This window comes from Arcicella lustrica, assembly GCF_034930985.1.
Lineage (GTDB): Bacteria > Bacteroidota > Bacteroidia > Cytophagales > Spirosomataceae > Arcicella > Arcicella lustrica.
On record NZ_JAYGIM010000002.1, the window covers coordinates 34,710 to 54,862 of the forward strand.

The 20,153-nt window shown below is 34.6% G+C and carries 18 protein-coding genes; 6 read left to right on the forward strand and 12 right to left on the reverse strand.

Translation table 11 applies throughout. The annotated features are described in order from the left end of the window. Positions 1-87: 87 nt before the first annotated feature. The 4 genes from VB798_RS03135 to VB798_RS03150 all read right to left on the reverse strand — a co-directional run bounded on the left by VB798_RS03135 (position 88) and on the right by VB798_RS03150 (position 4,560). The gene (locus tag VB798_RS03135) at positions 88-2,010 is read right to left on the reverse strand and encodes an outer membrane protein assembly factor BamB family protein (RefSeq protein WP_323255883.1); all 1,923 of its coding nucleotides are present in this window, start codon (positions 2,008-2,010) and stop codon (positions 88-90) included. A gap of 241 nt (positions 2,011-2,251) precedes the next feature. Further along, a complete protein-coding gene (locus VB798_RS03140; RefSeq protein WP_323255885.1) occupies positions 2,252-3,388 on the reverse strand; it encodes a helix-turn-helix domain-containing protein in 1,137 nt (378 codons plus the stop codon). 201 nt (positions 3,389-3,589) lie between these two features. Further along, positions 3,590-4,201 carry a low molecular weight phosphatase family protein gene (locus VB798_RS03145; protein ID WP_323255887.1) on the reverse strand — a complete coding sequence of 204 codons (612 nt, stop codon included), beginning with the start codon at positions 4,199-4,201 and terminating at the stop codon, positions 3,590-3,592. 26 nt (positions 4,202-4,227) lie between these two features. Continuing rightward, positions 4,228-4,560, reverse strand: coding sequence for an ArsR/SmtB family transcription factor (locus VB798_RS03150; protein ID WP_323255889.1), 333 nt, complete (start codon positions 4,558-4,560; stop codon positions 4,228-4,230). A gap of 159 nt (positions 4,561-4,719) precedes the next feature. Here VB798_RS03150 and VB798_RS03155 point away from each other — a divergent pair, with 159 nt between their 5' ends. From VB798_RS03155 to VB798_RS03165, 3 genes are all read left to right on the forward strand, one after another. Continuing rightward, a complete protein-coding gene (locus VB798_RS03155) occupies positions 4,720-5,796 on the forward strand; it encodes an acyltransferase family protein (protein WP_323255891.1) in 1,077 nt (358 codons plus the stop codon). Between the two features lie 89 nt (positions 5,797-5,885). Then, the gene (locus tag VB798_RS03160; protein ID WP_323255893.1) at positions 5,886-7,844 is read left to right on the forward strand and encodes a M1 family metallopeptidase; all 1,959 of its coding nucleotides are present in this window, start codon (positions 5,886-5,888) and stop codon (positions 7,842-7,844) included. 91 nt (positions 7,845-7,935) lie between these two features. Beyond that, positions 7,936-8,565: an NUDIX hydrolase gene (locus VB798_RS03165; RefSeq protein WP_323255895.1), complete on the forward strand. Its 630-nt coding sequence runs from the start codon at positions 7,936-7,938 to the stop codon at positions 8,563-8,565. An 88-nt stretch (positions 8,566-8,653) separates the two neighbouring features. On the opposite strand, the gene VB798_RS03170 is transcribed toward VB798_RS03165, so the two are convergent. After that, positions 8,654-9,130 (reverse strand): hypothetical protein, encoded by a 477-nt coding sequence (locus VB798_RS03170; protein ID WP_323255896.1) that lies wholly within the window; start codon positions 9,128-9,130, stop codon positions 8,654-8,656. 348 nt (positions 9,131-9,478) lie between these two features. Here VB798_RS03170 and secA point away from each other — a divergent pair, with 348 nt between their 5' ends. After that, positions 9,479-12,853 (forward strand): preprotein translocase subunit SecA, encoded by a 3,375-nt coding sequence (gene secA / locus VB798_RS03175; protein WP_323255898.1) that lies wholly within the window; start codon positions 9,479-9,481, stop codon positions 12,851-12,853. Between the two features lie 152 nt (positions 12,854-13,005). Here secA and VB798_RS03180 read toward each other — a convergent pair whose 3' ends face one another. From VB798_RS03180 to VB798_RS03210, 7 genes are all read right to left on the reverse strand, one after another. After that, the gene (locus tag VB798_RS03180; RefSeq protein ID WP_323255900.1) at positions 13,006-13,983 is read right to left on the reverse strand and encodes an acyl-ACP desaturase; all 978 of its coding nucleotides are present in this window, start codon (positions 13,981-13,983) and stop codon (positions 13,006-13,008) included. A 164-nt stretch (positions 13,984-14,147) separates the two neighbouring features. Next, complete coding sequence (locus tag VB798_RS03185; protein WP_323255902.1) at positions 14,148-15,032, reverse strand: carbon-nitrogen hydrolase; 885 nt, start codon at positions 15,030-15,032, stop codon at positions 14,148-14,150. Further along, positions 15,033-15,536, reverse strand: a complete 504-nt coding sequence (locus tag VB798_RS03190; protein WP_323255904.1) for a DUF6169 family protein — start codon at positions 15,534-15,536, stop codon at positions 15,033-15,035. Beyond that, positions 15,526-15,699 carry a hypothetical protein gene (locus tag VB798_RS03195; RefSeq protein ID WP_323255906.1) on the reverse strand — a complete coding sequence of 58 codons (174 nt, stop codon included), beginning with the start codon at positions 15,697-15,699 and terminating at the stop codon, positions 15,526-15,528. The genes VB798_RS03190 and VB798_RS03195 overlap by 11 nt, the downstream gene beginning before the upstream one ends. A 25-nt stretch (positions 15,700-15,724) precedes the next feature. Next, positions 15,725-16,681, reverse strand: a complete 957-nt coding sequence (locus tag VB798_RS03200; RefSeq protein ID WP_323255908.1) for a glycosyltransferase family 9 protein — start codon at positions 16,679-16,681, stop codon at positions 15,725-15,727. After that, the gene (gene vapC / locus VB798_RS03205) at positions 16,678-17,088 is read right to left on the reverse strand and encodes a type II toxin-antitoxin system VapC family toxin (RefSeq protein WP_323255910.1); all 411 of its coding nucleotides are present in this window, start codon (positions 17,086-17,088) and stop codon (positions 16,678-16,680) included. Before vapC ends, VB798_RS03200 begins: the two co-directional genes overlap by 4 nt. Then, the gene (locus VB798_RS03210) at positions 17,085-17,279 is read right to left on the reverse strand and encodes a type II toxin-antitoxin system VapB family antitoxin (RefSeq protein WP_323255912.1); all 195 of its coding nucleotides are present in this window, start codon (positions 17,277-17,279) and stop codon (positions 17,085-17,087) included. The genes vapC and VB798_RS03210 overlap by 4 nt, the downstream gene beginning before the upstream one ends. Before the next feature lie 199 nt (positions 17,280-17,478). Between VB798_RS03210 and VB798_RS03215 the strand changes: the two genes are divergently transcribed. Both VB798_RS03215 and VB798_RS03220 read left to right on the forward strand, forming a co-directional pair. Next, a complete protein-coding gene (locus VB798_RS03215) occupies positions 17,479-18,975 on the forward strand; it encodes a glycine--tRNA ligase (protein WP_323255914.1) in 1,497 nt (498 codons plus the stop codon). Positions 18,976-19,252: 277 nt separating this feature from the next. Beyond that, the gene (locus VB798_RS03220; RefSeq protein ID WP_323255916.1) at positions 19,253-20,149 is read left to right on the forward strand and encodes a YitT family protein; all 897 of its coding nucleotides are present in this window, start codon (positions 19,253-19,255) and stop codon (positions 20,147-20,149) included. The last annotated feature ends 4 nt before the right edge of the window (positions 20,150-20,153 follow it).

The window sequence follows — 20,153 nt, forward strand, 5'->3', positions numbered from 1 at the left end:
TATTTGAATTACACAATAAAAAAACTCCCGCTCATTGAACGAGAGTTTTAAAAACCTAACCACTAAATATTTAATCTTTTATTTCATTTAGAATTTGAAAGCCGTAATCTCATTATCTTTTGAACGATAATACATCAAGCCACCAATTTCATCTAAATCATAAACTGGTTTTTTATCGCCCAAAATTACTGTCGCTTCCACCTTTCCATTGTCTTTATTCACTTTCACCAAGCCCACTCCTTTTTGAGAACCGTCATTGGCATCATCAGTTAAAATTGCTTGATAATTTTCTGTTTGCGCAGAAGCTTTAAAACGTTTGTTCATCATTGCAAAACCCGCAGAAGCCACAGCAGACCACATTTGTTGTGCTTGTTCTTGCTGACGAATATAGCTATCAACCTCATAAGTTCTACCTCCGCCAGCCGTTGCTCCTTTTGCATAACCTGCATTTGCCGCAGCAGCAACCGCTAACATAGTTCCACCAACGGCCATGATACCACCGAAAATCTTTCCAGCAGTGCTGGCCGTTGGGGAGTGAAAATATTGGCTATACATTACATTTCCTGCGAAACCAAACTTCACTAAATTCTGACTAGAGGTCAACAAAATACCGTCGTTGCGTACTTGAAATCCTGAAGGAGCTTCTTTTTCGTTCAGTTTTACTTTATCAGCAACAAATTCTTTCATGCTTGCACTTTGAAGATTTACTTCAAAAAGTTTCTTATCAGAATAAATCCATTGTAAATAATCCTTCTGACAAGCCACATTTCCTTCTTTCAGCTTCAACGATTTATCCCATAAATCTTTACCCGTTTCCAAGCTTTGAAAGTTTACTTCTTCTGTAGTACGATAAAAAATACCTTTGGGTGTTAGTTGTAAGTCAACAATTTGCCCATCTACTTTATTGGGTTTATCAAATACGTGTTGACCAGTTTTCAAATCCAAAATACTGAGTGAGTTTTTCCCTCTTGAACTTTCCATCGAAATCAAAAGTCCTTTGTCACAGTAATTATAAAATGATAATGTTCCTTTTAATTTCGGACCTTTTCCCCACAAACGAGTACCGTTTTGATAATCCAACATGATAATTTCTGGGTCGTCGGTAGCAACAATAAATCCGCCATTATCATAAATAGTTTCAACGATTTCTCCTCCAACTTTTACAGGATCAGCCCAGAGGGCTTTTCCTGTAGCAAAATCAAAACTATTAACATACTTTTTACTGGTATAGAAAAAACTATTTTTATCTCTACCTGGGCGAATTTGTGTAAAGTAACGAAATTTAGGATTTAAAGAATTTGCCATACTAGCACCTAAGCCAGCACTTTTATCAACGATGACTTCGGCATTCGGACTTTTTTGTTCAATCTCCCAAACCTTTTCACCTGTTTGTCCATTGAAACGAAAGATTGCCTTATTACTTACCACTAAAATATCTCCATTCATAACAAATGGACGACCTGCAAACATCTCAGTTCCTCCAAAGTCTTTCAATTCTTGTGTAAACTTTGCATGCCCGTCACCAGCATCTACCAAAGTCATGATTTTCTTACCATATTTATTTAAGCCTAGAAAAAGTATTCCTCCGAGTGGCGGTAATTCTGTACGCATTTCTACCGTTCTAAACCCCATTTCGCCTGTATTACACAATACTTTTCCAGAGACTACATCTAAAATAACATGATCCATCGACATCAAACCTCGCTTATCTACCAAAGCTACTAAAGGCGAATTTTCAATTGGGTCATAACGTTCTTCTTTCAGTTTTTTCAGGAATTCATGTTGCCATAATTTTTGTCCATTTTCAGGATTCAATCCATACAAAGCGTCATCAGTTGATACTACCAAAATACCAACGTCGGTCATTCTTTGCCAATTAATGCCACGGGGAAAACTGGTCTTCCAGAAAGAAGGCGTTTCGGCTTTTGTCAGAAGAGTAGCGTTACTCTGATGAATACCAAAGCTTAAAATCATTAAGCATAGACTAATGAAAAGTATTCGTTTTTTCATGAGAAGATAAATTTAGGATAAGCAATTTTTAGATTTGGGCTTTCATTAAAATCGCTCTTTAGATTTTGATTTAACAGTGGCAAATGTAGAAATTGGCTATAGAAACTAAAAAATTAAGGAGTCCAGACTTATAAATCTGCACTTATTCGAGTGAATGAGTGAATGGAAGTGCGGTTTTACGATGGTTAGTTCCCTAAAATCAATATTTCTTACTTTTTATTTTTCTGAGTGAGTTTGTTTATCAAACTGCTAAAAGTACTTCTTTACGGTATTCGGCTGGGGTTTGGTTTACGTATTTTTTAAAGACTGCGTAAAAAGAAGATTTTGAATTAAAGCCACATTCGTAACCGATTCCTTCTAAAGTAAGGTGCTCGTATTCGCTGGAAACTAATTTTAATTTTGCTTCTTCTACTCGATAAGTATTTACAAAATCGAAGAAGTTTTTCTGAAAATGTTGATTCAAGATTTTTGATAATTGATAACTCGGAATTCCTAAATCATCTGAAAGCATTTTAATGGTAAGTTCGGCATTCAAATAAGGCTTATTTTCTTGCATAAAATGAAGTAAAGTATTGGCAAAACTATCATCCAAAGCAGGTAATGATACCACCACTTTTTGTTCATCTAATTTCCTATTTTCATTTTCGGATATTACTTCAGAAAATGTTTCCAAAGTACTAAACAGTTCAGGCTGGCTATAGGCTTTCCAAGCTACAAAACTTAAAATAGGTAATTGCATCAAAGGCACATAAGGAAAGAATTGTATAGTTAATAAGCCATAACCAAGCGGTAAAACAAAGTGGAAAATCACTAAAAAAAGTAAAACATTGTACAACCAAACCAACCTAAGTTTATCAATACTTGAAAAGAAAGTTGTTAGAGCCAAACGATACTTTAGCAATTCGACCAAGCTTGCAACTAAATAAGCAACATTAGAAATGTACAAAAGTAGATGATAAGGTCTATTGATAGGATGCTTATCGGCTTTAATTAAATCAACATAAGCTTGAATTTCGGAAGCAGGAATAAAAAATAATTTTCCATAAAAGAAAATCGTAGCAATGATGGCGGGAATAAAATGCAAGAGCGTTTTGCCTTGATATTTTATCGTTTTACCCGTGAAAGTTTGTACAAAAAAATACAATAAAACACCCCAAAGAAACCGAAAACCAGCACTTAAATGGATGAGATATGGAAAATGGTTTATAAAATCTGAAAGGCGAAAAATAAAGAAATGAAAATTACTAAGTGCTTGGAGTAGAAAAAGTAAGCCTAAATACAGATTACTTCCTGCATTATTATGCCGATTTTTGAGAAAGAAAATAGCTAAACCAAGCAAAAAGAAAACACTCCCAAAGCCAATCAAATTAAAAATCATCTCCTAATATCCGTTAAATCGCAAAATCTAATAAAGCCCAAAGTCAAATTTACAAAAATTCTGTATTTAATTATTCTTTTCAAGAAAATGAGGTTTCTCGTAAAAACTGAAAGAAGAAAATGAATACTTAATGCTGAAAAACACTATAAATCAGCCAATTTTTAATCCTAAAAAAGCTAAATTGAATTGAGCTGACATTATTTATTGAATATTTGAAAAGACAAAAAGAGTTTCTTGTGCAATCTGACGAGAACGTTGTTCATACTTTGCATCTTGAAGAGGCGTATTGTCGAAAGCTTTAGGGTCGTCATAAGTAGTGCCTATTCTCAATTCTACTCCAGGAATAAAAGGACAGTTTTCTTCAGCATCCGAGCAAGTCATGATGGCAGCAAAATGTTCTTTAGGATTCGCTTCGCTGTTATATACTTTAGAAAAACACTCAGTACTTTCGTTTACACCAAACTGAACAGTGTAAACTGGATTAGTTTCTTTATTATCACTTTCGATAACAAAACCCATTCTTTTTAAAGCATTAATTGCATTGATATTAAAAGCCGTTGCCTCTGTACCACCAGAGTACGTTTTTACATTATCAATTCCATAATAAGATGCCGCAACAGCAGCCCAAACTTGTCCAAAATGACTTCTCCTTGAATTATGTGTACAAACATAAACTAACTCAATCGGTAAATTTGCCTCTTTTTTTGATTGAATGTATTTACTGATTTTTAAAAGTAAAGATTTTCTTTGTTCCGGAATAGCATCAAATGAATTGATTAATTCATCACATATTTGCTTAATTGAAGAATACATTTTTGTTAAGAATTAAGGTTAAAATTTTAGCAACAAGATTTAGCGTTGGGTGTGTATCCATTGAAAAAAGCATTTAAAATATCTTGAAACTGCTTCCAAGTATTTTCGTCGATACAGTAGCAAATGGCGTTTCCTTCAATATCACCTTTTATCAATCCCGCATTTTTCAACTCTTTTAAATGTTGAGAAACAGTTGGTTGTGCAAGTGGCAATTCATTTACAATATCTCCACAAATACAAGAATCAACTTTAATCAAATAATCCAAAATAGCGATTCTGGCGGGATGTGCAATCGCTTTGGCGAGTGTTGCCAGCTGATTTTGGCGTTCGGTAAAATGGTCTGTTTTAGTTGCTCCCATTATGAATCATTTGTTTTAATCGCAATATTACGATTAAGATATTAAAACAAAAAAAGAAATTATGAAAATTGCATCAAGCAAGAATAATAAATACCTTGCTTCCAAAAGGTAAATAGTGATAAAATCAAATCAATACATAACCCATTTATAAATTAAATAATGATTATTAATAATAGTAAAGATTCAAGAATAACAACAAAAAACACGAATAATAGATTACTTGAACTTGATGCTTTGAGAGGTATAGCGGCGCTCTCTGTTGTTCTATTTCACTTTACAATGGGGAGAGAAGAGTCCAAATGGGGATTCAAATTAGGCACAACTGGTGTTGATTTATTTTTCATCATCAGTGGCTTTGTGATTTTCATGAGTTTAAATAGAGTCTCCAAAAGTAAAGATTTTATCATTAACAGAGTAAGTAGGTTATATCCAACTTATTGGTGTGCTGTTACTTTCACTTTTTTGTTAATTATCTGCAAAACTTTATTACTCAAACTTGATTTCCATCCAATCAATGAGTTTTTAAATTATGCAGGAAACCTTACAATGTTTCAATATTATTTAGGTATTCCAGACCTTGACGGACCTTATTGGACTATGATTATTGAAATGCTTTTTTATATTTTGATACTTCTTTTATATCAATTCAACTTATTAAAACTGCTTAATATTTTAGGTTTAATCACTTCAATATCAATTGTAATCCTCACTTCTTTCTGGGGAAATCATAACATTGTAAAAGCAATTCTGTATTGGATACCATTATTACCTTACATTCCTCTCTTTTTAGCAGGAACAGTATTTTATAAAATTTATATTAATAATCAACAGAAAATTAGCAATTATGCCATCATTCTGTTGTGTTTGATTGCTCAATTTCTACTTTTTGAGCATTCGGGCAGATCTCATCATTTCATCAATCATCAAGAATATGCCATAATGATTTGTATTTACTTTACACTATTTATACTTTTCGTCAATCATAAATTAAATTTTATCGTTTCTAAATTGACTTTATTTTTGGGAAAAATCTCCTTCGCTTTATACCTTACACATCAATATATTTCGTTACAATTTTTGTTACCAATATTAGTAAATAAACTTCATCTCAATTTTTGGATTGCAGCACTATTCATAACTTTACCAATTTCGATACTAATAGCGACGCTCATTACAAATTATGTCGATATTCCATTAAGTAAGAAAATGAAAGAAAAGCTAAAGTCTTATAGTTGATTTCCAAATCATATTTAAGCTATTTATCACCCCAAACATTTAAGTACTTTAGATAAACTATTTAATAATTTTCCCATAATTCATCAAAAATGAAAAAAATACTCCTTGCAGCTTGCTTACTCTTGAGTTCAGGCAATCTGTTTTCACAACAAAAATCAAATTATAGTCAATACGATTTGTTCAATCCCTTGTTCAATTATACACTTTCTACCCCAACAAGAAGTGGAACAGGCTCTCCGGGAAGTACTTATTGGCAAAATTCAGCCGATTATAAAATCAATATCGCTTTAGATGATGAAAAAAATACGGTTGAGGGCGATGTAGAAATTACTTATAAAAATGCTTCGCCAGATAAGCTGAATTTCTTGTGGCTACAGTTAGACCAAAATCAATTTAATACGAAATCTCGTGGTGGACTCACCACTCCTATCAACGGTGGACGTTTCGGAAACACAAGTTTTGAAGGTGGTTACCAAATAAAATCAGTAAGTATCGACGGAAAACCTGCTGATTTTTATGTGAATGATACTCGTATGCAAATCAAATTGGCAAATCCAATTATTGAGCGTACAGGAATTACGAAAATTAAAATTTCATATTCTTTCAAAATTCCAAAATATGGTTCAGACAGAATGGGAACGCAAGAAGTAAACCAAGGAACGATTTATGAAATGGCTCAGTGGTATCCAAGAATGTCAGTTTATGATGATATCGAAGGCTGGAATGTACTTCCTTACTTAGGTGCAGGCGAGTTTTACTTAGAATATGGCAATTTTGAATATGCAGTAACTGTTCCTTCTTCACATATTGTTGTCGGTTCTGGAGAATTAATAAATCCGAATGAATGCTGGACTGCCGAGCAAATCAAACGCTTTGCAGAAGCATCTAATAGTGATAAAACCGTAATAATTCTAGGAAAAGATGAAGTAGGAAGCCCTAGTTCTCGTCCTAAAAAAGAAGGAAAAATTACTTGGAAATTCCGTTGTAACAATGCTCGTGATGTTGCTTTTGCTAGTTCAAAATCATTTATCATTGATGCTGCCAAGATTAATTTACCAAGTGGCAAAAAATGTTTAGCAATGTCGGCATATCCAGCAGAATCAGCAGGAGATAAAGCTTGGTCTCGTTCAACTGAATATGTAAAAGGTTCAATCGAATATTACTCTAAATGGCTTTACGAATATTCTTATCCAGTGGCAACCAATGTGGCAGGTTCAATTAGTGGAATGGAGTATCCGGGCATTATCTTCTGTGGGATGCGTGACCAAACTGAAAGTCTCTGGGGAGTAACCGACCATGAATTTGGTCATAACTGGTTCCCGATGATTGTAGGTACAAACGAACGTAAATTTGCTTGGATGGACGAAGGTTTCAATACTTTTATCAATTTTTATTCAACCGATAATTTTAATAGCGGAGAATACAAAGGTAATAAAATGGACATGCACCAAATGTCTAAACAGCTTTTCAGAGATTCTGCTGAGCCTATCATGAATATTCCTGATGTAATTCAACCAAATGGTTTGGGTTATGAAGCTTATTATAAACCAGCCATTGGTTTAAAGATTTTGCGTGAACAAGTACTTGGACAAGAACGTTTTGATTATGCTTTCCGTGAATACATCAAACGTTGGGCTTTCAAACATCCAACGCCTTATGATTTCTTTAAGACGATTGAAGATGCAGCAGGCGAAGATTTATCTTGGTTTTGGAGAGGTTGGTTTTATGAAACGTGGAAACTTGACCAATCTGTAAAAGATGTGCAATACATCGAACAAGACCCAAAAAATGGAGCGATTATCGTGATTGAAAATTTAGAAAAATTAGCGATGCCAGCCGTTGTTGAGATGGAAATGGTAGGTGGAAGCAAGGAAAGAGTAACATTACCTGTAGAAATTTGGCAAAGAGGTGGTACTTGGACTTTTAAAACCACAACCAACTTACCGTTGAAATCTGTAACGATAGACCCGGATCACGTTTTCCCAGATTTCAACTCAAAAAATAATACTTGGAAGCCTTTAAATTATAAGGCTCCCAAGCCGAATTAAAGCTTTTAAATCAAATAAGGATTAGTCGATTGGCTAATCCTTATTTAATTTTATAAACGCATCCATACTATTATTCTTAACATTACCTATCATGCAAAACACAGAATGGTTAGCAATGGCAAAGAGAATTCAGGCAATTGCACAAGCTGGATTATTTTATAGCCAAAGTCCTTACGATCAAGACCGTTATCAAGAATTATCTGACCTCAGTGTTCAAATTCTAAGTAAACTTTCTGACGAACCTATTGAAAAAATTGGTGCTTTATTTACTGAGGAAAGAGATGGTTATCAAACCCCAAAAGTTGATGTTCGAGCAGTAGTTTTTAACGACAAAAACGAAATTCTGATGGTAAAAGAAAGGGTTGACGACCGCTGGGCTTTACCGGGTGGTTGGGCTGATGTGGGTTATACTCCTTCGGAAGTAGCCGTAAAAGAAGTAAAAGAAGAAACTGGCTTGGATGTAAAAACCGTTCGACTTTTGGCGGTGATGGATAAGAAAAATCATCCGCATCCAGCAGAAGCTTGGTATGTTTATAAGCTTTTTATTCTTTGCGAGAAAATTGGTGGAGAGATTTCGCAAAATACGATGGAAACCTCTGATATTCAGTATTTTTCTTTAGAAAATCTCCCTCCTCTTTCTGAACCAAGAAACCTTGAATCTCAAATTAAATTGATGTTTGAATACAAATATAATCCTAACAAAGAAGTTTATTTTGATTAGCTATAAGCCCTGAGCTTTGAGCTATCAGCTTTGAGTTTTTATATTTTTAATTAATGCAAAAACTCAAAGCTCATTGCTCACAGCTTTTTTAATACTTCAAGACAATCGTCGTATCGTTCTTAAAATACCTTTTTATCGTTACGTCTAAACTTCCTGCTTTTTTGATTAAAGTATTTTTGGGCATTACAAAATCACCTAAACCAGTTTTTTCATTTCCCAAATCTACTGTTTGTACTTCTCCTTTGGCATCAATTAGTTGGAAAACATAGTGAATCTCATTGTCTGGAGGAATAATATTAACCCACTTTTTAATAATTTTTCCTTCCCAAGCCATCTCTTTTATATCAGAAACACCTTGATACACCCTACGAGTATCATTTTTGGTTCTGAAATAATCAATCCCATAAATAATTACTACCGCCGCAATAATCAATGGCGTTAATTTACTTGATAAAATACCTGTGTCTTTACTTGAAGAGTTATCTGAACCACCAAGCATATTGCCAATCAAAGGCATTTTTAATTTCGGACGAGGTGGACGGCGACGTGGATATGGTTGTTCCATTACTTGTGTTGTTTAATATCAAAGTTTAAATATAGATAAAATATTTTTAAAACTATATTTTTAGTTAACATTTACTAATCTTTAAAATATATTGAATAAAGCTCATTTTAGCTTATGAAATTGCCACTAAAGCATAAACGATGTAAATCACTGATTATAAAGACGTTATTTTAAAAGCAACTATTTTTCATATTTTAGAAAATAGCAATCTGCAATATTATTACAAGGAAATTGTTTTTAAAAGCGTTGAATGAACTAAATTTGTAAGTATTCTATTTTTAGTTTGTAATACAAATGATTGACGAAATTAATTCAATCATTACTTCTAAATGATTAAAACCCAACACAATGATAAATTCAATCACAAAAGCAGTAACAAAGCTGTTTGGTACAAAATCAGAAAGAGACATCAAAGAATTGATGCCTTATGTGATTAAAACCAATGCTGAGTTTGCTTCACTTCGTAATCTTTCTGACGAACAACTTCGTCAACAAACCGCTGACCTAAAGGCAATTATACAGAAAAACCTTGCTAAAATTGATGCTGATATTTCTGATTTAAAATTAGAAGTAGAAGCCAATCAAGAGATGTCTGTTGATGCTAAAGAAACGATTTTCAATCAAATTGATAAATTACAGCTTGATCGTGATAAACAATTAGAGGTAGTATTACTCGAAATTCTTCCAAAAGCTTTTGCCGTGGTGAAGGAAACTGCTCGAAGGTTTACCGAAAATAAAAAGCTAGAAGTTCCGGCTACTGTTCACGATAAATTTATCGCTGCAAAAAAGAAAAACGTTGAAATTGTTGGCGATACTGCCATTTGGCATAACAAATGGCTTGCAGCAGGTAATGAAATCGAGTGGAATATGATTCACTACGATGTTCAATTAATTGGTGGTGTTGTACTTCATCAAGGTAAAATTGCCGAAATGGCAACGGGTGAAGGTAAAACTTTGGTTTCTACTCTACCATCTTATTTGAATGCTTTGGCTGGACAAGGAGTACACTTAGTAACCGTAAACGATTACTTAGCAAAACGTGACTCTGAATGGAATGCCCCGCTTTTTGAATTCCACGGTTTAATTGTTGACTGTATCGACAAGCACGAACCTAATACTGAAGAACGTCGTCAGGCTTATTTAGCAGATATTACTTACGGAACCAACAACGAATTTGGGTTCGATTACTTACGTGATAATATGTCACGTACACCAGAAGAGCAAGTACAACGCAAGCATCATTTTGCGATGGTCGATGAAGTCGATTCAGTGTTAATTGATGATGCTCGTACTCCTTTAATCATCAGTGGACCAATGGCTCGTGGTGATGAACAAGAATTTGATGCTTTCAATCCTTTGGTGGCTCGTATGGTTGAGCAACAAAAGAAATTGGTACAAGACTTTTTGGTAGAAGCTAAAAAATTGATTGCGGCTGGTAACAAAAAAGATGGTGGGTTAGCGCTTTTCCGTGCATTCAGAGGTTTACCAAAAGCAAGACCAGTAATTAAATACTTGTCGGAAACAGGTATCAAACAGATTTTACAAGAAACGGAAAATATTTATTTGGCTGATAATCAAAAATTAATGCCAGAAGCTGATGCTCCGTTGATGTTTACGATTGAAGAAAAAAACAACCAAGTAGAGATGACCGAAAAAGGTCTGAACTTTATGACTCGCATGGTTGAAAATCCTGATTTCTTCGTTATTCCTGACCTTTCTGTTGATTTGAATCAAATCGAACAAGCAGTTGGCATCACAGAACAAGAACGTTTAATCAAGAAAGAAGCTTTAATTCGTGATTATTCTGCCAAAACACAACGCATTCATACGGTTAGCCAGTTGTTGAAAGCTTTTACTTTATTTGAGAAAAACGTTGAGTATATCGTTGACGAAACAGATGGTAAAGTAAAAATCGTTGATGAATCAACAGGTCGTATCATGGAAGGTCGTCGTTATTCAGACGGTTTGCACCAAGCGATTGAAGCAAAAGAAGGCGTAAACATTGAAGATGCTACGCAAACTTATGCAACGATTACTTTGCAAAACTTCTTCAGAATGTATCACAAACTTTGTGGTATGACAGGAACAGCTGAAACGGAAGCAGGTGAATTCTGGACGATTTATAAATTAGACGTTGTTACGATTCCGACAAACCGTAAAATTTCTCGTTTCGACCACGAAGATAAAGTTTACAAAACCGTTCGTGAAAAGTACAATGCTGTAGCCGACGAAATTCAAGAATTAGTTAATGCGGGTCGCCCAGTATTGGTGGGTACTACTTCGGTTGATAACTCTGAATTATTAAGTCGTATGCTTACGATTCGTAAAATTCAACACAATGTATTGAACGCCAAACAACACGCTCGTGAAGCTGACATCGTTGCAGAAGCTGGTCAAGCAGGAAAAGTAACAATTGCTACTAACATGGCGGGTCGTGGTACAGATATTAAATTATCGCCAGAAGCTCGTTCATCAGGCGGTTTAGCGATTGTTGGTACAGAAAGACATGAATCACGAAGAGTTGACAGACAGTTGAGAGGTCGTGCGGGTCGTCAAGGTGATGTTGGTTCTTCTCAATTCTTCCTTTCATTAGAAGATGACTTAATGCGTAAATTTGGTTCAGACCGTATCGCAAAAGTAATGGACAGAATGGGTATGGAAGAAGGCGAAGTAATTCAACATTCAATGATTACTTCTTCGGTAGAAAGAGCTCAGAAAAAAGTAGAAGAAAACAACTTTGGTATTCGTAAACGTCTTTTGGAATACGATGACGTAATGAACTATCAACGTAATGCTATTTATAAGCGTCGTCAGAATGCCCTTTTCGGAGAACGTTTGGCTTTAGATATTGCTAATAATACGTATGATGTTTGTTCTGAAATCATCCAAAATAACGTAAGTTATGATGAGTTAGAATTACGTTGTATTGAAATTTTGGGCATCGAACCTCCGTTTACTCGTGAAGAAATTGGCAAATTAAATACACAACAACGCACTACTCGTTTATATGATGCTGCCGAAAAGCAATATCATATCAAAAACAAAGGCTTGGCTGAAAAAGTAGTTGCTTTTGCAAAAGAAGCCATTACTCACGGATATGCAGGTATGCAAGTGCCATTAGTAAGTGGAACAATGGTATCTCAATTATTTGCTGATGCACAAGAAACACTTGATACTAATGGACGTAAATTGATTCAGGAAATGGAAAAATCAATCGCTTTGAGTTTGATTGACCAAGAATGGAAAGAGCATTTACGTGATATGGACGACTTGAAACAATCGGTTCAAAACGCAAGTTACGAGCAGAAAGACCCATTGTTAGTCTATAAATTTGAAGCGGTAAAATTATTTGAACGTTTCTTGAGTAGAATCAATTTAGATACAGTAAGTTTCTTGATGAAAGCTGATATGCCAGAAATTCAAGAAGCATCTACTCCTGTGGCTCCGACACGCCAAGCACAACAGCCAAAACTGCAAGTACAAAAAGATGAAGCGATTTCATCATTATTGGGCGGTTTGGCTGGCGGCAGAGGCGATGAAAATGACTATCATGACCCGAGTGCTCAAGTAGTTGAAAAAATTGCTCCACGACAAGCAATCAAAATTGCTGACCGTAATCAAAGAGTAACTGTTCAATATCGTGATGGCTCTATTAAAGAAAACATCAAGTATAAAACAGTTGAACAAGATGTAGAAAAAGGCATTGCAGTAGTTATTGCCTAAATAAATATTTATTCTGAACATCCGTTTAATTCATGATCAATTATCTGAATTGAACGGATGTTTTTTTTATAGTAATAGATTTTGCTTCCAAAAAGTGCATAAAAAAGCCTCAAATCCTGAAAGATTGAGGCTTTTTTTAAGTAAAGAATATCTTAATGAATCCAACTAAATTTATATTCTAGTTCAGGAACTTTGATTCTGTCTGTTAAACGAGTTAAACGTTCTGGTAAACGCATTAAATAGTCTTGTGCTTTTGCTGCTGGGCCACTCAAACCTGTCATTGTTGAGATATTCCAATCTTTCAATAACAAATCTGTAATTTCGATATAATCTTTCCCTGTATAAACACCAAGTCTTTGTGCTGCATCAGAAAAATGTCCATATACACCGCTTTTCTCGCCATTCATTTCACGTAAAAAGTGAGCAGGCATTACAATTTTTTGTTTCATCATGTCTGCAAAAGCAATCATCATTTCCGAAGGGTCAATTTCAAAAATACTAGTGATAAAACTTTTATAAGCTTTATGATGACGCATTTCATCAGCCGCAATCATTGCACACATTTTTGACAATGAATTATTACCATGTTTTTTAGCTAATGAAGCAGTACGACGATGCGAAATATTGGTCGCTAATTCTTGAAAAGAAGTATATACAAAAGTTTTGTATGGATCATCATCTGTTTTAATATCAAAACCATCAGCAATTAAGTATTGCGTTGAGATTTCAACAGCTTTCATATTAACACGACCAGAAAGATATACATACTTATTTAATAAATCTCCATGACGATTTTCTTCAGCCGTCCAAGCACGAGTCCATCTAGCCCAACCTTGTGGTTCATTAATCATATCTACACCTTCAACCACCATGATAGAAGATTCATAAGTAGGTAAAGCTTCCTCAGTAATCATATCACCAATAAGAACCGCCCAATAATCATAAGGTAGTTCACGAGCAGCTTGTTGAAGTTCTTTTACTTCATCAAAAAATGTTTCCTTACTAGCATCTGGTAAAAAATCAGAAGGTTGCCAGTTAGTATCTATCGGAATGAGGTATTTGTTCACGATGTCGTCCATATTAACGGCAAGGTGATTCATTACTTCAATTCTTTCATTTCGCTTTTCCATTTAATTGTTGTGGTTTGGGGGACAAAGAGTATCGGTCAAAAGTTTATTATCATCACAAAAACTATCCTATTTTCGCTACCGAATTTTACAAAGGTACTGAATATTATATAAATGGTAGAATGATAATTATCATTATTACGACATAGAATTAAATATTATTCAGATTAGTCAATAAATCTTTTCGTAATTGGATGATAACTATCCACTCGGCGGTCTCTGAGATATGGCCAAGTAGAACGATAATACTCAGTTTTAGCTAAATCTACTTCCTGAATATGCACTTCTTCTTGTTCGTGCGAACCCAAATAAAGTAATGTACCAAAAGGATTTGCTACAAAACTTCCACCCCAAAATTGTTGGTCAGCCTCACGTCCTACTCTATTAACGGAAACCACATGAACCCCATTTGCTACTGCATGCGAACGTTGAATGGTTTGCCAAGCATTATATTGTTCACGGTTGATATTCGGGTCAGTTTCGTTAGTATCCCAGCCAATTGCTGTTGGATAAAACAATACTTCTGCTCCCATCAAAGCCGTAATTCTTGATGCTTCTGGATACCATTGATCCCAACAGATAAGCACGCCGATTTTAGCAAATTTCGTCTGAAATACTTTATAACCTGAATCTTCTGGCGAAGCATCACCAGGAGTAAAATAAAATTTTTCGTAATAACCTGGATCGTCGGGAATGTGCATTTTTCTGTACTTTCCTAAATACGAACCATCTGCATCCAAAACAGCAGTAGTATTGTGATACAAACCTGCGGCACGTTTTTCAAACAAAGAAGCAATAATCACCACACCCAACTCTTTGGCGACTGCCGAAAGTGTATCCGTAGATGGACCAGGAATGGCTTCTGCTAAATTAAAATTAGCGTGGTCTTCTACATCACAAAAGTATAACGAAGTAAATAATTCTTGTAAACAAACAATATTTGCGCCTTTTTGAGCCGCTTCACGAATTCCTTGAATCGCTTTTTGCATATTTTCTTGTACATTTTCTGTACAAGACATTTGGACAAGTCCGATGTTAATTTTTTTTGACATTTACTTATTCTCGTAGTTTGTGGACAAATCTTGAATTTCTCCAATAATTTCCACCATGTTTGGATTATCAATTCGCATAATCAGTGAAGTAAAATATTTTTCAAAATTTGTCCCAAAAACAAAATCAATTTTCATTAAACTCAACTTATTATACTGCTCAAACCATTGGCTAAATTTTCTGTTGCGAGCAGTAGCTTTGCTATCTGAATTATCACAGATATATACAACAATTGTTTCTTTTAAAGTGAAAAAATCTTGGAAGATTAAAGCTATAGTTAGTGGAATTCTTGAATCAAGTGAAGGCTTTTTATGAGTTAAATTCTCTGCTACTTCAATTACAAACTCATAAGTATATTGATTATAACTTGAATTCTCTGCAAAAATATAGTTACTCTGCTTGAATTTAACTTCATAAACAATACCCTGCTCTGTTACAAAAGCATATGTATTGTTTTCATCTTTGAAAGCAATATATTCATAAGCCTCTTTCCTATTAGTTTGCATTACGTTTTTTTAGCTCTTCAATAGCGTTTTTTATTAATGGATTTTTCAAATCCTCACGAATTTCTTTTTGTAAAGCTTTCTTATTTGTCAGCATCTTCTGAGCAATAGAGACCATTCTTTCTTGAATGGCTTGATGTTTTGCAAATTCCTCTTGTGTCGTCATAGCTTTTGTTTTTAACAATACAAATTTACTCAAATTTCATTTCATTCATGCACTTAAAATGTCCCAACGGACATTTGTCATAGCCAATTTTTGAACATGGGCGACAAGCTAAGTGCTTCACTTCGAGGGCTACAAAATTAGTTTGATATGGGTACATTCCAAACTCTGGTACAGTATTTCCCCAAATAGAAATTACTTTTTTCTTGAAAGCTGCCGCTACGTGCATCATCCCAGTGTCGTGCGTATAAACAATCGTCGCTTCTTTAATCAACGAGGCAGACTGGTTTAAAGTGCATTTTCCACAAGTATTTAAAATGTATTTTCCTGTTTCATTTTTCAATGCTGAAATTAAGTTTTCAGCTTGTGCTGCATCTTCCTTCCCTCCTACCAAAACCAGCGGTGATTGAATAGTTTTGCACAATTCAATCATTTTATTCAAGGGTAATTTCTTGGTTTCGTGCTGTCCGCCAATAGCATAAACTGCATAAGTATTTCTGAAATTTTCGGGCAACCAATCAGCGGGTAAAATATCTTTTTCAGGAATGAAGTAATCTAACCCTTGATTATCATTTTGTATGCCTAAATACTCAATCGTTTTTAAATTTCTATCTACAATATGTACTTTTGGCATAATATTCTTTTTGAATTTTACCAAAAGCCATTTTTGAAAGTTCAACTTATCAAAACTATAAGATTTCACGCCTAATCTGAATTTAATAATTCTTGTTCTCAGATTATTATGCAAATCTATCACATAGTCGTACTGTTCAAACTTTAGTTGTTTTATCAAATCATTAAGACTGTCCTCCAACAAAAAGTACTTATCAATGTACGGATTATTTTCTACTAAAGTTTTATAAGATTTCTTCGTTACAAAATGTACTTCGGCATCAGGATACTGTTTTTTCAAACAACGCACTACTGGCGTGGTGAGGATAATATCTCCAATCGAAGAAAAACGAAGAATTAAGAATTTGGTCATGTAAATTGGGTGATTTTCAGAGAAGAATTTTGAGCGATTAAGTCGAAATCAGCATCTTGATGACAAATTTCAACGTTAAAATGAATGGCATAAGCCGCAATCAAACAATCATTAGCTTTACGAATGGTAACGCCTTTTTGTCGTAATGAACGATATAAATTGGCTGATTCGATGGCAATTTCAATTGGATTCAATACCAAGCATTTAAAACTTAGTAAGGATGTTTTTAACCTTTCAAATTCTTGAAGACTTTTTGTTCCTTGAAGAATTTCTTGCAAAATTGTCGGTGTCAGCCACAAAAGTTGATTTTCAGCAATATACTCTCGAAGCAACAAAGCTTGTGGTGTTGATTTATGTTGAATAAGCTGAATCCAGACCGAAGTATCAAAAATAATCGCTGGTTTCATTGGCTTCTCCATTGTTCTAAATCACCTTCCCATTGAATTCCTTGGTCTATTAATGCTAATAAATCCACTCGTTTTAAATACATCAAGTACTCCTTCAAAGCGATATTAACAATTTCTTTTTTGGAAGAAGCTGGTTTTAATAGACTTATCTCTTTGAGGATTTCATCATTTATTTCAATATTCGTTCTCATAATCATCTGAGTTTTTATACACAAAAATAACGATTTTTATACACATAGATTTCATTTTGAGAGAATTTGAATATTTATGACAAGCAAGTTGATGAATTATTCCAAAATTCCCCCAGAAAAGCAATAACTTTGTATGATTGCGAAACAGAAGTAATTTTACCTTTCTGAAGAGTAATGTTTGATTAAGAAAATTAAAATCATGGCTGAACAAAAACAACAAGATACTGCTTCCACGCTAAAAGAAATCATTTCGCACGCCAAAGAATATGGCTTTGTGTTTCCTTCTTCTGAAATTTATGATGGTCTTCAAGCCGTTTATGATTACGGTCAAAACGGAGTTGAATTGAAAAACAATCTTAAAACTTTGTGGTGGAAAGCCATGACAATGTTGAACGACAACGTTGTTGGGATTGATGCAGCCATTTTTATGCACCCGCTTACTTGGAAAGCTTCTGGTCACGTTGATTCATTCAACGACCCAATGATTGATAACAAAGATTCTAAAAAGCGTTATCGTGCCGACCAATTATTAGAAGCTAAAGCCGAACAATACGAAGCAGAAGGCAATCCTGAAAAAGGCAAAGCTTTGTTGCAAGAAATGGCAAGATTATTAGATGCTGGTGAATTGGATGGCGTTCGTCAATTGATTATTGATGAAAATATCAAATGTCCGATTTCAGGTACTGGCAACTGGACAGAAGTTCGTCAGTTTAATTTGATGTTCTCTACGCAAGTTGGTGCGGTTTCTGAAGATGCTTCTTTGATTTACTTACGTCCAGAAACAGCACAAGGTATTTTTGTCAATTTCTTGAATGTTCAGAAATCTGGTCGTATGAAAATTCCTTTTGGAATTGCTCAAATCGGTAAAGCTTTCCGTAACGAAATTGTTGCTCGTAACTTCATTTTCCGTATGCGTGAATTTGAACAAATGGAAATGCAATTTTTCTGTCGCCCTGGTACTGAAATGGAATGGTATAATGCTTGGAAAGAAACTCGTTTGAAATTCCATAAAGCTATTGGTTTACCTGCTGAAAAATTGAAATTCCACGACCACGAAAAATTGGCTCACTACGCTAACGCAGCGGTGGATATTGAATACCAATTCCCATTCGGTTTCAAAGAAATGGAAGGTATTCACTCAAGAACAGCTTTCGACTTAACGGCTCACCAAACGCTTTCAAAGAAAAAACAACAATATTTTGATGCCGACCTTGACGAAAACGGTAAACCTTATGGAAACTACATTCCATACGTAGTTGAAACTTCTGTAGGTGCTGACCGTCTGTTCTTAGCAGTACTTTGTAACGCTTATACCGAAGAAACTGTTGGCGAAGGCGAATCTGAAAAACAACGTACTTATTTGAAATTCCATCCATCGGTTGCTCCTATCAAAGCTGCGGTTTTACCTTTGGTTAAAAAAGATGGTTTAGCAGAAAAAGCACAAGATATTTTCCATTCATTGAAACGCTCGTTCAATACAACTTATGATGACGGCGGAGCAATCGGGAAACGTTATACTCGTCAAGATTTAATTGGTACTCCTTACTGTATTGTAGTTGATTATCAAACGATGGAAGATGAAACGGTAACAATTCGTCACCGTGATACAATGGAACAAGAAAGAGTAAAAATCTCTGAATTGCGTGAAAAAATCGGCTATGCAATCAGCATGGAAAGAGTATTTGAACAATTATAAATTGACATAATTTATTCTAAATAAAAGGCTTCTGAGAAATCGGAAGCCTTTTATTTTGTTTAAGCACAATAAAACATACCTCTATACGTTATACCTGTACATTTCTATTGAAAAACTGGTTAAAGCTCTCCTTGCTTCAATTCCTGAATTCATTTCTTGTAGTTCCTTTTGGTACTAAACATCCAAATTACGTTAGTAATAATTGATGTCAAGTAGTTTGATTTATTAGTTTTTTGTATTTTCATAAGCACAATAAGCTCATTAAACCCCTAATATTATGACAAAACACATTCTACAAAATTCTTCGCAACAAAATAATTTAGTACTTCAATATGGCAAAGATGCTTTATTGGTTATCGTTGGTGTACTTTCTGCAAGCTTCGGGCTTAAGGGTTTCTTACTTCCAAATGACTTTTTAGATGGAGGCGTTACGGGTATTTCACTGTTGATTAATATATTAACAGACATCAATTTACCTGTATTAATTATCATTGTAAACCTACCTTTCATTTGGTTGGCATACACTCAAGTATCAAAAGTTTTCGCAATAAAAACATTAATAGCAATTGGACTTTTGGCGCTGAGCTTGACATTGATTTCTTTCCCAATTGTTACTACGGATAAACTACTAATTGCGGTTTTTGGAGGTTTCTTCCTTGGTGCAGGAATCGGACTTTCCATTCGTGGTGGCTGTGTGCTAGACGGAACAGAAGTACTTGCCCTATTTATTAGCCGTAAAACAGTATTGAGTGTTGGTGACGTTATCATTGTTATCAACGTAATTATATTCTCGGCAGCGGCAATTTTAATAAACATTGAAACAGCAATGTATGCGATGCTTACTTATTTGGGAGCTTCTAAAACCATCGATTTTTTAATTCATGGTCTTGAAGAATTTACAGGAGTAACAATCATCACAGAACATAGCGAAGCTGTCAGAAAAGTAATTATTGAAAAATTAGGCCGTGGAGTAACCATTTTCAATGGAAAAAGAGGCTTTGGAAAAAGAGGACAGCTCAATGAAGATTTAGAAATAATCTATACCGTAGTTACTCGTCTGGAAATTCAGAAACTCACAGATGAAATAGAAAACATTGATAAATCAGCTTTCATTATACAGCAAAGTATTAACGATGTAAAAGGTGGAATGATAAAAAAATTACCACTACATTAAAAAT

Excerpts from the sequence above, each read along its gene's own strand:
- VB798_RS03135 (WP_323255883.1), bottom strand. The coding sequence starts at position 2,010 with ATGAAAAAACGAATACTTTTCATTAGTCTATGCTTAATGATTTTAAGC.
- VB798_RS03140 (WP_323255885.1), bottom strand. The coding sequence starts at position 3,388 with ATGATTTTTAATTTGATTGGCTTTGGGAGTGTTTTCTTTTTGCTTGGT.
- VB798_RS03145 (WP_323255887.1), bottom strand. The coding sequence starts at position 4,201 with ATGTATTCTTCAATTAAGCAAATATGTGATGAATTAATCAATTCATTT.
- VB798_RS03150 (WP_323255889.1), bottom strand. The coding sequence starts at position 4,560 with ATGGGAGCAACTAAAACAGACCATTTTACCGAACGCCAAAATCAGCTG.
- VB798_RS03155 (WP_323255891.1), top strand. The coding sequence starts at position 4,720 with ATGATTATTAATAATAGTAAAGATTCAAGAATAACAACAAAAAACACG.
- VB798_RS03160 (WP_323255893.1), top strand. The coding sequence starts at position 5,886 with ATGAAAAAAATACTCCTTGCAGCTTGCTTACTCTTGAGTTCAGGCAAT.
- VB798_RS03165 (WP_323255895.1), top strand. The coding sequence starts at position 7,936 with ATGCAAAACACAGAATGGTTAGCAATGGCAAAGAGAATTCAGGCAATT.
- VB798_RS03170 (WP_323255896.1), bottom strand. The coding sequence starts at position 9,130 with ATGGAACAACCATATCCACGTCGCCGTCCACCTCGTCCGAAATTAAAA.
- secA (WP_323255898.1), top strand. The coding sequence starts at position 9,479 with ATGATAAATTCAATCACAAAAGCAGTAACAAAGCTGTTTGGTACAAAA.
- VB798_RS03180 (WP_323255900.1), bottom strand. The coding sequence starts at position 13,983 with ATGGAAAAGCGAAATGAAAGAATTGAAGTAATGAATCACCTTGCCGTT.
- VB798_RS03185 (WP_323255902.1), bottom strand. The coding sequence starts at position 15,032 with ATGTCAAAAAAAATTAACATCGGACTTGTCCAAATGTCTTGTACAGAA.
- VB798_RS03190 (WP_323255904.1), bottom strand. The coding sequence starts at position 15,536 with ATGCAAACTAATAGGAAAGAGGCTTATGAATATATTGCTTTCAAAGAT.
- VB798_RS03195 (WP_323255906.1), bottom strand. The coding sequence starts at position 15,699 with ATGACGACACAAGAGGAATTTGCAAAACATCAAGCCATTCAAGAAAGA.
- VB798_RS03200 (WP_323255908.1), bottom strand. The coding sequence starts at position 16,681 with ATGACCAAATTCTTAATTCTTCGTTTTTCTTCGATTGGAGATATTATC.
- vapC (WP_323255910.1), bottom strand. The coding sequence starts at position 17,088 with ATGAAACCAGCGATTATTTTTGATACTTCGGTCTGGATTCAGCTTATT.
- VB798_RS03210 (WP_323255912.1), bottom strand. The coding sequence starts at position 17,279 with ATGAGAACGAATATTGAAATAAATGATGAAATCCTCAAAGAGATAAGT.
- VB798_RS03215 (WP_323255914.1), top strand. The coding sequence starts at position 17,479 with ATGGCTGAACAAAAACAACAAGATACTGCTTCCACGCTAAAAGAAATC.
- VB798_RS03220 (WP_323255916.1), top strand. The coding sequence starts at position 19,253 with ATGACAAAACACATTCTACAAAATTCTTCGCAACAAAATAATTTAGTA.